The organism is Micromonospora sp. NPDC050417 (assembly GCF_044458865.1).
In the GTDB taxonomy this organism is placed as follows: Bacteria; Actinomycetota; Actinomycetes; order Mycobacteriales; family Micromonosporaceae; genus Micromonospora_G.
On the sequence record NZ_JBITIH010000032.1, the window covers coordinates 1 to 11,995 of the forward strand.

The 11,995-nt window shown below is 69.4% G+C and carries 18 protein-coding genes; all 18 read right to left on the minus strand.

The features are described from left to right. On the minus strand, positions 1 to 1,031 hold a 1,031-nt coding region (locus ACIBF5_RS29670), incomplete at its 3' end, for a terminase (RefSeq protein ID WP_396816233.1). A gap of 99 nt (positions 1,032 to 1,130) precedes the next feature. Next, a complete protein-coding gene (locus tag ACIBF5_RS29675; protein WP_396816234.1) occupies positions 1,131 to 1,325 on the minus strand; it encodes a hypothetical protein in 195 nt (64 codons plus the stop codon). Then, entirely contained in the window at positions 1,322 to 1,639 is a 318-nt protein-coding gene (locus ACIBF5_RS29680; protein WP_396816235.1) for a hypothetical protein, read from the minus strand. The genes ACIBF5_RS29675 and ACIBF5_RS29680 overlap by 4 nt, the downstream gene beginning before the upstream one ends. Beyond that, a complete protein-coding gene (locus tag ACIBF5_RS29685; protein WP_396816236.1) occupies positions 1,636 to 2,136 on the minus strand; it encodes a hypothetical protein in 501 nt (166 codons plus the stop codon). The genes ACIBF5_RS29680 and ACIBF5_RS29685 overlap by 4 nt, the downstream gene beginning before the upstream one ends. A gap of 78 nt (positions 2,137 to 2,214) precedes the next feature. Further along, positions 2,215 to 2,391 (minus strand): hypothetical protein, encoded by a 177-nt coding sequence (locus ACIBF5_RS29690; RefSeq protein ID WP_396816237.1) that lies wholly within the window; start codon positions 2,389 to 2,391, stop codon positions 2,215 to 2,217. Then, positions 2,388 to 2,747 carry a hypothetical protein gene (locus ACIBF5_RS29695; protein ID WP_396816238.1) on the minus strand — a complete coding sequence of 120 codons (360 nt, stop codon included), beginning with the start codon at positions 2,745 to 2,747 and terminating at the stop codon, positions 2,388 to 2,390. Before ACIBF5_RS29695 ends, ACIBF5_RS29690 begins: the two co-directional genes overlap by 4 nt. Continuing rightward, the gene (locus tag ACIBF5_RS29700) at positions 2,744 to 3,055 is read right to left on the minus strand and encodes a hypothetical protein (RefSeq protein ID WP_396816239.1); all 312 of its coding nucleotides are present in this window, start codon (positions 3,053 to 3,055) and stop codon (positions 2,744 to 2,746) included. Before ACIBF5_RS29700 ends, ACIBF5_RS29695 begins: the two co-directional genes overlap by 4 nt. 364 nt (positions 3,056 to 3,419) lie before the next feature. Then, entirely contained in the window at positions 3,420 to 6,311 is a 2,892-nt protein-coding gene (locus ACIBF5_RS29705) for a phage/plasmid primase, P4 family (RefSeq protein ID WP_396816240.1), read from the minus strand. Positions 6,312 to 6,399: 88 nt separating this feature from the next. Then, complete coding sequence (locus tag ACIBF5_RS29710) at positions 6,400 to 7,023, minus strand: hypothetical protein (RefSeq protein ID WP_396816241.1); 624 nt, start codon at positions 7,021 to 7,023, stop codon at positions 6,400 to 6,402. 25 nt (positions 7,024 to 7,048) lie between these two features. After that, positions 7,049 to 8,062: a hypothetical protein gene (locus ACIBF5_RS29715; RefSeq protein ID WP_396816242.1), complete on the minus strand. Its 1,014-nt coding sequence runs from the start codon at positions 8,060 to 8,062 to the stop codon at positions 7,049 to 7,051. Next, positions 8,059 to 9,585 carry an ATP-dependent RecD-like DNA helicase gene (locus tag ACIBF5_RS29720; protein WP_396816243.1) on the minus strand — a complete coding sequence of 509 codons (1,527 nt, stop codon included), beginning with the start codon at positions 9,583 to 9,585 and terminating at the stop codon, positions 8,059 to 8,061. Before ACIBF5_RS29720 ends, ACIBF5_RS29715 begins: the two co-directional genes overlap by 4 nt. Then, positions 9,582 to 9,902: a helix-turn-helix domain-containing protein gene (locus tag ACIBF5_RS29725; protein ID WP_396816244.1), complete on the minus strand. Its 321-nt coding sequence runs from the start codon at positions 9,900 to 9,902 to the stop codon at positions 9,582 to 9,584. Before ACIBF5_RS29725 ends, ACIBF5_RS29720 begins: the two co-directional genes overlap by 4 nt. After that, on the minus strand, positions 9,899 to 10,123 hold the full coding sequence (locus tag ACIBF5_RS29730) for a hypothetical protein (RefSeq protein ID WP_396816245.1): 225 nt from the start codon (positions 10,121 to 10,123) through the stop codon (positions 9,899 to 9,901). The genes ACIBF5_RS29725 and ACIBF5_RS29730 overlap by 4 nt, the downstream gene beginning before the upstream one ends. Before the next feature lie 106 nt (positions 10,124 to 10,229). Then, a complete protein-coding gene (locus tag ACIBF5_RS29735) occupies positions 10,230 to 10,421 on the minus strand; it encodes a hypothetical protein (RefSeq protein WP_396816246.1) in 192 nt (63 codons plus the stop codon). Continuing rightward, the gene (locus ACIBF5_RS29740) at positions 10,418 to 10,912 is read right to left on the minus strand and encodes a hypothetical protein (RefSeq protein ID WP_396816247.1); all 495 of its coding nucleotides are present in this window, start codon (positions 10,910 to 10,912) and stop codon (positions 10,418 to 10,420) included. Before ACIBF5_RS29740 ends, ACIBF5_RS29735 begins: the two co-directional genes overlap by 4 nt. 79 nt (positions 10,913 to 10,991) lie before the next feature. After that, positions 10,992 to 11,363 carry a hypothetical protein gene (locus tag ACIBF5_RS29745; RefSeq protein ID WP_396816248.1) on the minus strand — a complete coding sequence of 124 codons (372 nt, stop codon included), beginning with the start codon at positions 11,361 to 11,363 and terminating at the stop codon, positions 10,992 to 10,994. Positions 11,364 to 11,417: 54 nt separating this feature from the next. After that, the gene (locus ACIBF5_RS29750) at positions 11,418 to 11,663 is read right to left on the minus strand and encodes a hypothetical protein (RefSeq protein WP_396816249.1); all 246 of its coding nucleotides are present in this window, start codon (positions 11,661 to 11,663) and stop codon (positions 11,418 to 11,420) included. After that, positions 11,660 to 11,893 (minus strand): helix-turn-helix domain-containing protein, encoded by a 234-nt coding sequence (locus ACIBF5_RS29755; RefSeq protein ID WP_396816250.1) that lies wholly within the window; start codon positions 11,891 to 11,893, stop codon positions 11,660 to 11,662. Before ACIBF5_RS29755 ends, ACIBF5_RS29750 begins: the two co-directional genes overlap by 4 nt. Positions 11,894 to 11,995: the final 102 nt, after the last annotated feature.

Genomic DNA, 11,995 nt, shown 5'->3' on the forward strand with positions numbered 1-11,995 from the left:
GACAGGTCGACGCACGCGGCCAGTCGCTGCCGCTGTTCCAGATCGAGCGGTGCCCGGTCCAGGCAGTCCTTCCACCGGCCGGGGTCGATCGCCGGGTTTAGCACCTTGACCCGGATACACATCCGTTCCGTCTTGAAGCCGGTCAGCGCCTGGCCACCCTTCTGCTTCGCACGCGCGGCGGCGGCGAGCAGTACGTCCAGATCCAGGCCATAGCCGACCCGCGGGTTCGCCATGAGTAGCGAGTCGACATCGTCCGGTTCGGCGTCCTCCGGTGCGCTGTACTCCTGCAGCCCCAGCCGAGGATCGCCCACGCCGGTCGCGATGAACTCGCGCGCCGCGTCCTGCAAGTCGTTGAGTACCACGCTCTTGTCGCTGCCCGCGTTGCTCAGGCACCAGATCTGCGCGTCCTCCGGCGAGCAGGCCGGCTCGAACGCCTCCCACGCTTCGTACGTGTGGTGCTGCCGCAGCTCGTCGGCGATTCCCCGGTCGATGGTCAGCGACCGGCCGCCCTCCGCGTTCGAAGCCGCGATCTTGTACCGCGCATCCGCGAGCGACCACGACTCGGTTTCGCCGTTCGTCCGCCGGTACCACTTCCGCCCCGGCTCGTGCAGGTGGTCGAGCGCTGGAGTCCTCTGCACCAACTTCAGCGTGGCTTGCCACGTTTCCTTCGCGTAGGTGAGCTGCGTGCTCGTGCCCAGAATCAGCGGTACTGACTTCCGGAACTGCCACCAGGCGCACATCACCTTCGGCAGCGTGGTCTTGCCGTTCTGGCGGGCGACCAGCAGCAGCACGATCCGGAACCTTGGGCGCCCATCCGGCAGCAGCTCCAGGCCGTGGATCGCGGACCAACGCTGGAACGGCAACAGCGGATGGTCGATCTCCTCGGCGAACGCCACCAGCTCGAACCCATCGCTTGTCTCCGGCGTCAGCGCGCACCCGCACCCGCACGGACCCGGCGGACCGGTCACCAGCGGCGGTGTCCACAACCGGGGCAGCGTCGAGCCAACAAGTGGGCGATCAAGCGTGGTCATATCGGTCCAAGTTCGGGCATCGGGGAGAGGGAAAATGGACAGAGCGGGCTGTCCGCGGGGTCCCCCTTGGGGAAAAACCGCAGGTCAGAGCGTTGCGACTCATCGCCCGACCGTGACCACGTCAATGCCGAGTGCCCGCAGTTGGGCAACGCGGGCTGCGGTCAGGGGTTCCTGTCGCCAGGCCGGGTCAAGTACGCAGTGGTGCTGCTCGTGTGACCAGGCGTACGCGCAGTGCCTGCTGTGTTCGGGGCACACCACGTCGCAGGGCTGCGGTTCGCCTGGCTCGCTGGTCACCATGGGGTTACCGCCTTGTTCGGTGGGTCGGCGTGCTCGGTCGGGTCGCCGATGTACAGGTTGCAGGGCCCGCAGGCGGCGACGATGTAGCGCGGGTCGTCGCCGGTGGTTCCTCTGCCGAGGGTGTGGTGGGCGTGGCCTGCGGACGGTCCACTGAGTGCGGCGATGTCGGTGCAGGTGTGCTGCTTGTGCCCTGGGATTTTGGCGCACCAGCCGTCGCGGTGGGCTCGGCACCGGTAGCCGTCGCGGGCGAGGACCTGGGCGCGGATGCGTCGCCATTGGCGGGTGCTTCCGCCGGCCCATGCCTTGCTCACGACGGCCGTCTGGTCGGGTACGGCTGGATGTCCGGTTGGTGGGTGACGCTGTTGCAAGATCCGTCCACACTGGCCAAGTGATTACTGGTGTGGGGAATGTAAGTACGGACCGTAATGGCCGTGGGGTACGACGTTGGGTTGTGCCAGTGGTGGTTGGTGCCGTGGTGCTGGCTGTGGCGGCTGGTGGTGCCGCGTACGTGGTTGGCCGTGGTGATGGGCTGGATGACCCGGGCCGGGCTGCGTGCGACGCGCTGAGGCTCGGATACGGGCCGGCGCACGTGTCCGACGCCCAGGGCGAACGAACGCAGTTGGCGACTCGGATAGCTGAGAACGCGGATCGGTCCCGGACGCGCGGCCTGGCGGACGCTGCGGGTGTCCTGAGTCGTGGTGCGGCGGGTACGACTGAGCAGTGGCAGACCGGGGCGGCTGCGGTGCAGCAGGCGTGCCTGGATGCCGGGTACCCGCTGGGTGGATTCGGCGACCGGTAGTCGGGTCATGATGCGGCTCGCGGCCGGAGCTGGGTGACGGTCGCGAGTCCGTCCCGGGTGGCGGGGTCGACGGCGGCAATGGTGTGGTCAGGCATCGGTGTTCTCCTGACGGGGTGGCTGGGTGACGGGGTGTTCGTGCGTGCACTGCTCCGTCCATCCCCGGCTGCCGGTGGCGAGGCTCTGGATGGTGTGCACGGTCAGGTGTCCGGTGCAGCGGTGGCAGGCGCCCACGAGGCACATGGGGCACGACCAGCCGCGGTTCATCGGGGCGTTCCCGGGGTGGGGATGTAGCCGGCGGCGGCGAGGAGCTGGACGAGCTGCTCACCGGTCATGAGTACGTAGGCGTCGCCGGGGCTGCCCTTGCCTCGGCGCTTGATCCAGGCGACGCCAACCGCGGCCTGGTCGTTGCGGCGTTCGGTTTCGGTTTCGTCGGCGTACTCGGCGAGGGTGATGGCGCGTTCGTTCTTGCATTCGATGACGACGCCAGGAATACCGGCTACGTCGCCGCGATCCTTGGCGCCGTTGAGGGTGCGGCGTTCGGCATAGGGGACACCGTTGGCTCGCAGGTAGTCGACCACGGCGGTTTCCCAGCCGGTGCCTTTTCGTTTGCTGGCGCTCATTTCGCCTGTCCGATCATTTCGTCAATGGTGAGCTGGTGGGCTTTGGTGGTGCATTGGTGTTCGGCGTGGATGGTGCCGGGAATGGTGTTGCCGGCGATGCGTCCGGCGTCCCGGTGGATCAGGTAGCCCCGGGGCGTGAGTACGAAGGTGTGGCGGCCGTCGAGGAGCGCGGTGATCTCGGCTGCGGGGGTGGTGAGGGGCGCCCGGTCGACCCGGCACGGGATGCCCTCCTCGATGGCGCTGAGGGTCTGCCGGCGGCACCGGGGGCAGGTGGTCTCGGCGGCGGTCTTGGAGATGAGGTAGCTCATCGGACGGACACCCACCGGCGGTGGTCGTAGTGCCGTGCCAGGGTTCGTAGTGCCGTACCAGGGTCCGCAACGCCCCACCCGGAGACGTATTTCCACTGGTCACCAGGGGTGTATCGACGTCCTGAGCCAGGGTGCCAGGGTCGATTCCCTATCTTGGCGGCAGTAACTACTACTCCAAGAATTTTGTTAGGCCAACCTAAGCGGCTTTCTACTTGCTGACTCTCTACGCGGAAGATGGGGTACAAGAACCCTGGCACCCTGGCACGCCGCAGGTCAGACCGTGTTTCGACCCTGGATTGACCCTGGTACGACCCTGGTACGGCGGTCCCGGACCCTGGCACGGGGCCCCGCCCGGTGAGGTCGCTCATCGGGTCGCCGCCAGCGCGAGCTGCTCGGCGCTCGACTCCGTTCGGTCAACGGGCTCGGTGTGGTTCACGATCCCGGCGAGCCACCGGTTCCGCGGCTTGAACCCGTTCGGCTCCTGGGGCGCCAGCCCGTACACCCGCTGCGCGCGTACTCCGTCAATCTGCTCGCGTCGTACCTGGATCGACCCGTTGCCGACCGAGCGCAGATCCCGCGCGAAGATGGCCTTCGTGCTGACCCGATCGCGCCCCTCCTCTTCGGCGCACCAGTCCCGGTAGACGGTGAACAGGTCGTCCAGGAGCACAGCTTCGGCTTCGGGTGTCTCGATGGCCCGGTCCTCGATGAACCCGTACACCGGGCTGGTGAGGCGCATGATTTCCCGCTCGGAATCGCGGCTGCTGGCCGGCGGGGTAAAGTGCCCGCGCTTGGTCAGCCGGTCGAGTCCGTCGAGTGCCCAGTTGAGGATGCCGGGTAGCTCCTCCATCAGCCGATCGGTGAGGCCGGGATCTTCCTTGCCGTAGAAGCTGACGCCGAATTTGACGTGGATCATCCGGCCGGCGAGTGCCCCGGATGCGTCGGTGAATTTCGGCATGTCGTTGCCGAGGAACATGAACCGCACACCCAGTTTCCCGTGCCATGCTTCCCGGTTCTTCCGGTGCACATCGCGGGAATCCTCACCGCTGATTTTCTTGACGATTTCGACGGCTTCCCCGATGTCGCGGATTCCCCAGTTCACATCGGACAGCACGGCGAGCGACTTGCCGATGAGGGGTTGTTCGCCGAAGGTGCCGAGCAGGGACGTGAGGCTGGGCGCGGCGGTCGCTTCGGGGCCGAGGAGGGCTTCCAGGATGCGGGCGATCGTGCCCTTCCCGGACCGGCGGGCACCGAACAGGGAGGCGATCTTCTGAAGATCGGTGCGGCCGGAGACGACGTACCCGAACCACTCCCCGAGGAACTCCTGGGCTTCCTGGTCGTCGGGGAGCACCTGGTTGAGGAACTTCTCCCATCCAGTGCAGGTGGCGTCCGGGTCGTAGGCGAACGGCAGGGACGTGAGGTTGAACCGCTTCGGGGTGTGCGGGGCCAGGTGCCGCTGTTCCAACTTGAGGACGCCGTTCGTAACGACGATGCCCCGGTCGTCGTCCTCGTCCCACGGGCGGGCGAGGATGGCGGACCCGAGGGCATCGCGCAGGTTCGCAATCTTCCCGATGTTCGGCTGCCACCGCTTCACTTCGTCGCCAGCGTCGTAGCGGGCGTTCTCGGTGTGGAGGTACAGCCACCGGTTGATCGCGGCGTCCTTCTGGGCTACCCAGTGGGCGGTGTTCCACTCGTAGAAGTCGCCACGCCACCAGATGAGGTGTGGGACGCCGTCGGTGGCGGGGAGCCGGGTGACGAGGACGCGGGCGACGGCCATCGGGTCGCTGGGGCTGGGCATCAGGGCACCTGCTTGTTCGGCGGCGGCGAGCTGGTCGGCCAGCTCCTGTTGACGGCGCTGCCGGGCGGCTTCCTTCGCGGCGTGGGCCTGGGCGCGGCGCTCTTCGCGGACGATCACCTCGAAGTCACCGCGGCTGATCGCGGGCACGACCTGGCGGATGGCGTCACGCCAGTCCTGCCGGGTCGTGGCGTCCAGGGCTGCGACCCGGCGGATCAGCTCACGGGCGACGGCGGCCTGCTGTTCGGCCGGTGCGTCGGCGATGGCCGCGATCTCGGTGTAGAGGTCACCGGGCGGCGGCGGGCCGGGCCGTGAGGCGACCACCGGTAGCTGCGACAAGTCGACGCCGAGGATGTCGGCGATCAGTTGGGCCTGGTCGTGGCCGGGCTCGGGTAGCGGTGTGCCGTAGCCCTGCTGGCCGAGGGCTCGCGCAGCGGCGGAGTGGTCGCCGCCGTGGTTCAGCACCGCGTAGGCGCCGAACTTGCTGTACGACTCTCCGCCTTCGAGGTGCGCAGCGGAGGTGGTGAAGATGTGGAGTCGGTCGGTGCCGAGGGCGTTGGTACTGGCGGAGGTGCCGGTGGGCTTGCCGGGTCGGGTCCAGTAGGTGACGTCGTCGGACCGGTAGTGCTCGCGCCATCCGGCCGGTTCGAGGATGTGCGGCCAGGTGGCGCGAGCGTTGAAGTCTGCGCCGGGGGCGAGGTCGCCAGCGGGCCGGGTAACCGAGGTGGTCGACGGGCCGGTGGTGACGGCCGGTTCGGGCGGGGCGATCCGGGCGGTGGCGATGTCCAGGGCGGCCTGGAGCTGCTGCACGGTGTACCGGTTCGGGGCGGCACCGATGATCCGGCACGGCCGGGCCAGACCCTCTTTGCGGTTGGTGGTGCCCGGGATCCGGAGCACCCGGGCGAGGTCGCCGACACCCCGCCCGTACCGCCACCCGAGCGACGCGGCGGCGTGCTCGATCACGGCCTGCCAGCCCTTGGCGAGGGCCTTCGCGGCGTCGAGGTTGCTCGCGTCGAGGGCCCACGGCTGGTCGAGCAACCAGATTGGGTACAGCCCACCGCCGGAGTGGATCCAGATGGTGGGTTCGGGTAGGCCGGTGGCGGCGATGACGGCGCGGCCGGCGGCCTCGTCGGGTGGCAGGTCCTGCTCGGCGTGGCCGGGGCCGGCGATGTCGAGGTCGGCCCAGAGCGCGGGGAGCGCGGCGGACTGGTCGGCACCGGCGCGGCGGCCGGGCTCTGGTGGGCGGGTCAGGCTGGTGACGCGGAGGTAGATGCCCTCGCGTCCGGCGGCGTCGAGTTGGGCGACGTACGCGGCGGCCTGGTCGAGCTGCCCGGCGGGGAACGTCTGGCCGGCCCAGTCGTCGGTGCTGACGATGCTGACGTGTCCGGGCGAGTCCCCGTGGAGGAGGCGGAGCCAGGACATGACGGCGGCACCGTCGTGTCCGATCGGTGCTGCGGTGGTCACGCGGAACGCCCCCTGGTTGATCACGGTGCTGGTTGGTCTGGGGTGCCGGCCCCACCTCGGCATGGGAGGTGGGGCCGGCGGGGGTGGATCAGAAGTTGGGCTGGCCCATGGCGGCCCGTACCGCCGCGCGCTGCTCGGCCGGCAGGGCGGCCCACTTCGCGGGGTCGATGCCGGGCGGCGGGGTGTCGTCAACCGGGGCGGCCGGCGAGGTGAGGCCGAGGGACTGAGCGGCGGCCGACACCGGGGCGGCGGCGGCCGGCTGGGTGGTCGTGCCGCCGAGGAGGCTTCCCGGGTCGACGGCCGGCGGGGCGTACTCGGCGGCGAACTCGAACGGGCTGCCCTTCAACCCGGTGCCGCCGGTGCGGCGGACGGCGAGCTGCCCGCCGATGGCCAGACCGGTAGCGCCGGCCCGCAGGATGGCCTCCCGGACCGGGGTCATCATGCGCGGCGGGATGTGCAGCCGACGCTGACCGTCGTCGTGCGGGTTCGCCGGGTCGCGCATCGTGGTCTGGAGCGTCGTGATGATCTGCATCTTCGGGTCGCCCGACGGCCAGAAGTCCAGCTCGTCCGAGTCGTGCTTCTTCATCTGCTCGACCTTGGGCTGGTCCACGATCGTGCCGACGACGGTGTAGCCGACCGGGTTCTCCTGCCAACCGATGGACTTGACGCCACGGCTCATGAGCAGGCTGTTGGCGTCCAGGGGCTGAGTCATGGTGCTGTGTCTCCTTTGTGGATGGTCAGGCGATGAGGCCCGAAACCTGCTTGTCGATCTTGGTTTGGGTGTTGCCGGGGCAGCCGGTCTGATCGGCCGGGCCGCCGACGCGACGGAACGGGCACCAGTCGCAGGACTTCCCCGGCTCGGCCGGGACGCCGGACCACATGCCCGGGTTGTTGGCCACGTCCAGGGCCGTGAGGAGGTCGATCGTGCCGTAGTAGCGGGCAATGGCCTCGTAGGCGATGTCCGGGTTGTACCGCTCAGTCCACTCGGTGGAGTCGGAGTAGTCGTGGCTGCGGGCGAGGAAGACGAGCCGTACCCAGTCGACGTCACGGCCGGCGCGTTCGTGTCCGAGGCCGTACAGGTGTGCCTGGATCCGGTACTCGGGCTTGACGAGCTGCTCGTTGGGGATGGTCTTCCGCTTGACCTGGCGGAGGGTCGTCACGCCAACGTGTTTCCAGTCCACGACGGTCGCGTAATCGGTATCGAACGCGTCACCGTGGCCGCGGATCGGGTCGACACCGGGTAGCCCGGGATCCACCACCAGTTCCTCTTCGATAAGCCACCGTTCGCGGCCCAACTGCTGGTTGTGGAACCGCAGGGCTTCCTCCATGAGCCCGTGTACGGCGGTGCCCTGCATCGGGGCCCACGGTGGCCGCTTGTCCTCCGGCTGACGCGGGATCCCGGCGAGCTTCATTGCGATCTGCCGTTGGCACGGGGTACCCAGCTCGGACGGGCCGAGGGCGGTTTGCCGGGAGCGCGGTCGGCTGGCGTCGAGGTTGGCGAGGACGTCACGCATCTCGGCGACGGTCGACGGCGGCAGCACCGGGACGGCGGCCGGGGCCGAACTGCTCCGCCCGGTGGTCAACCCGCCGGTGAGGGAGTGTTCGGTGGCAGCCCACCCGCACCCACCCGGCCCGCAGAACGGGTCATCGCACGGACGGTCGGCCCGGGAGGGTGCGGCAGGTTCCGCCGGCGTGACGCGGAGGCTGTCGATGAGCGCGGCCAGGGCGGTATCGGACACGGACGCGGTCATGCCGTCACCAGCCCGTTGAGACTTGGCACGATGACGACCCGTTCGGCGGCCCGGGTGACGGCCGTGTACAACCACCTGCGCCCGTTGATGTGGCCTTCGGTCCGGGCGACTTCGGGGCCGGCCTCCTGGTGCTCGCGCTGCGCCGCGCCGTAGAACACGCTGGACTCGTCCACGACCAGGACCCGGTTCCACTGGGAGCCCTGCGACTTGTGGGTGGTGATGGCCTGCGCGTAGGTGGCGGCGATGACGCTGCCCCTGCCGTCGCGCTTGGCCTGCTTCTCGCCTTCGAGGTCGCGGAAGCCGGCGGCCCAGACGGTGAGGTTGCGTTCCAGCCCTTCGTCGTCGCGGAGGATGAGCTGGTGCCGGTCGGGCCGGTCGCTGGCGAGTTGCTCCAGGACGTCGAACTGCTGCCCGTTGAAGACCTCACACTCGCCGGAGTTCGACAGGGCGATGATGCGGTCGCCGGGCTGCGGCGGGCCGACCAGTCCGCGGAGTGCCCGGAGGAGGTGGACGGCTTGCCACCTGGTCGCGTTGCGGCCGACCAACACCTGGTCGAAGGCAAGCAGGTCGGCGACGGTCAGCCGCTCCAGGCGCCCGGACGTGCCGTCGACTCCGGTCACCCCGTAGTCCCGGCGGCCGGGCTCGCTGTTGCGGATGGCGGTGGCCATGCGGGTGATCGGGGAGTCGAGCGCGGACCGGTGAATCTCGGTCAGCAGGTGGTCGGCGGGCGCGTTGATGAACCATCCGCCGCCGTCGACCGGGGGGAGTTGGGCGGGGTCGCCGAGGCACAGGATCCGGCACCCGAAGCTGAGCAGGTCCCGGGCCATGCGCTCGCCGACCATGGACACCTCGTCCAGGACCAGCAGCGGGGAGTTGTCCAGCTCGGTCTCTTCGCGGAGGATCCAGTCCGGCGAGTCGACCTTGGCCTGCTCGGTGGCGATCTCCAGCATGAGCTGGGTGCGTTCGGCCGGGTCGGTGGTCACCTTCAGCCGCGAACGGAGCTGCTCCAGGTGTTTCTTGACCTTCTCCACAGGCTGGTAGATCAGGCTGTGGACGGTCCTCGCGTCGTCGCAGCCCTTGAGCCGCAAGACGTAGGCGGCCTTCCCGGTGAACGCGGCGAACAGTGCCCTGACGCCGAGCTGGTCAACGATGTGGCGCGCCAACGTGGTTTTGCCGGTGCCCGCGTAGCCGAACAGCCGGAACACCTGCGGGCCGTCGGCGTCCTGGAACCAGTTGACGATCTTGTTGATGGCCTCCACCTGTTGCGCCGAGAATTCGCCGGTGGTCGGCGCGGCCAGGGTGGCGACCGGGGCGAGGTTCGGGGCGGGTTCGCCGTAGTCGGCGGTGAAGTCGAAATCAAGATTGATGGTCATCGCATCCTCTGTGGGCTTGCTGCGGAGGTTGGCCGGGGTGTGGGCGGTGCAGCGGTTACCGGGGAGGAAGTGGCGCACCCGATCGGCGGAGTGGCAGTAGCTGCGCCGCTGGCCGTCCCAGTAGGTGCACCGCCGCACCGCCGTGATCACTGGGTGACCGCCCGGTAGGTGGCCCGGTGCCGCTCGACCGTGCGCACCGTGACGCCGATCCGGCCTGCGATCTGCGACGCGGGCAGGCCCTGGTCGTGCAGAGCGCGGATCGCGGCAGCCTGCTCGGAGCGGTGGACGATGGCGGGCCGGCGGCCGGTGCGGAGGAGGTCAACGGCGACCGGGTCAGCCTGGATCGCGCGGCTGGGTCGCCGCCGCCACACGGGCCGCATGACCTGCCGCGCTTCGGGGCAGCGGCACCGGTACCGCTCGTACGCGTTCCGGGTGCCGTGCTTCTGGGCGGTGCAGGCGGTGCTCACCGGCCCACCTCGTCGTTCGTCACGGCGTCCATCGGCTGCGTGTCGGTCAACAGGGCGATCCGGCGACGGCCGATCGGCGGGCGCCAGTCGGCGGTGACGATCTCGACGGTGTCCTCGCCGTGCCGACCCACGTACCCGGCGGGCGCCGTGCCGTCGGCCGTGGAGCGGAACCGGGCGAGCAGGTCGACCAGCCAGCCGACCAGGGCGGCGATCAGGTGCATCACCGACACACTCCGATCAGCGAGATGACGCCCCACCCGGCGGCGATCAGGACGGCCCAGCAGGCGATGAGCAGGCCGAGGGCGGCGGCGAGGATGAGGTAGGTCTTCACGCGACGCTCCGGAGCAGGGCGGCCCAGTCGACACCGGTGTCGACCGGTCGGGTCGGCATGTGGGACGGCAGGTGCACCGGGGTGCACGCGTCGGCCTGGGGTGTCCAGCCGGAGCTGGTCGACGGGGTCGGCGCGGCGGCCTGGTCCTGGCGGAGCGGGGCCGCGACCGCGAACACGTCCGTCGTCATTGGGCACCGTCCTGGTGCGTCTCGCGCGCCTCCAGCTCGGGCAGCGCGGTGAAGACGTTGACGTTCATGTCGTGTCGCGCGCGCAGAACCTCGTACGGCGTGGAGTGGTGGTAGATCCCGGTGTTTAGTTCGCCCGGTCGGCCGATCAACGCCCGGTTCAGGACGTTGGTGGTGGCGACGCGAGCCATCTCGTCCGGGTTGCCGTGGACCACGACCTGGAGGTTCAGGCCGATCTGAATCGGCGACAGTTCGACGTTGCCGAGGGCGGCGATGGCGTCGGCGGCGCGGCGGAGAGCGGCGGCGATGTGCGCCGTGCTGGTCGCGTACTGCGGGGCGTCCGGCGCCGCGATCGCCGTAGTGGCGAGGTTCGCGCCGATGCTGTCGAGCGTGGCCGTCACCTGCTGCGGGGACAGTGACCGTAGCTCGATGTCGGTCCTTCCGTCGACGTTCGTGAGGACGGTGAGGTCCGGTACGGTGGTTGGTGTAGGCATGTGCGCCTCCTGGTCGGCTGGCTGGTCGGGGGTGTGCTGCCGGAGCCCTCGCCGTGTCCGCGGTGAGGGCTCACGTCTGTCAGGTGTTGCGCGTCGCAGTCCGCGCGGCGGGGCCGAACTCGTCGGAGGAGTCGGCCGACTCGTCGGAGGAGTTGTTGGTCCAGGGGCCGAACTCGTCGGAGGAGTCCGGCAACTCGCCGTACGAGCCGCCCGACTGCACGTCGGAGTCGGTCCACTCGTACGGCGTGTAGACGCCCTCGGGCAGCGGTAGCGGCCGGCGGCACTGCATCACTCCGCCGAGCCAGTGCACGCGGAGATCCGCCCACGAGTTGTCCGTCGCGACGCGGACGACTTCGACCAGCATCGGCGGCGGGTTCGGCGGCAGCTCGATGATGAGTCGGTCGTTACGGCGGACCGCAGCACCACCAGGGGCGATGTGTTGCTGAGACACGGTTCTCCTCAAAGGTCGGCCCGCCAGTGGAACCGGCGGGCCGACCTGGTCGAGTTACTTGCCGGGGGCCGGAACCGGGTGCGGCAGCTTCGGCTGTCCGTCCGGGGGTGTGGCCATCGCGCGGTTGAGCTTGTGGTTGATCCGGCGGCGCTGTCGCGGGGTCAAGTCCTTGCCGGTCTGGCGGCGGTAGTTGTCCATCCGAGCCGCGAGGCTGAGTGGGGTTCCGGGGATCCGGCCGGGGCCGGTGCCGCTGCCTCCGGCTGGGCCAGTGCCGCCGGAGCCGCCTCCTGGGTGCGTCATGCTGCCTGCTCCTCGCCGTTGGGGAGGCTGGAGATGAAGTCCGCGAGGGCGTCGGCGGGGATGAGCCGGCGGCCGTCGAGGCGCTTGGTGTCGATGCGTCCTTCCTTGATGAGGGCCCAGACCTTCCTGGGCGTCACACCGAGCCGGTAAGCCGCGTCGTTGACGGGGTAGAGGTCGCGGGCGGAGACGGTCTCTGCCTCGTTGATCACGTTCCCGATGTCAGGAATCATTTGGAAATCCTTCCCGTGTTCGGGAAGACCATACCTCGATCTGACACCTTCCCGACAACGGGAAGGCTTCATACTTTCGGCTAGTTCTTAACGATCTTGCGG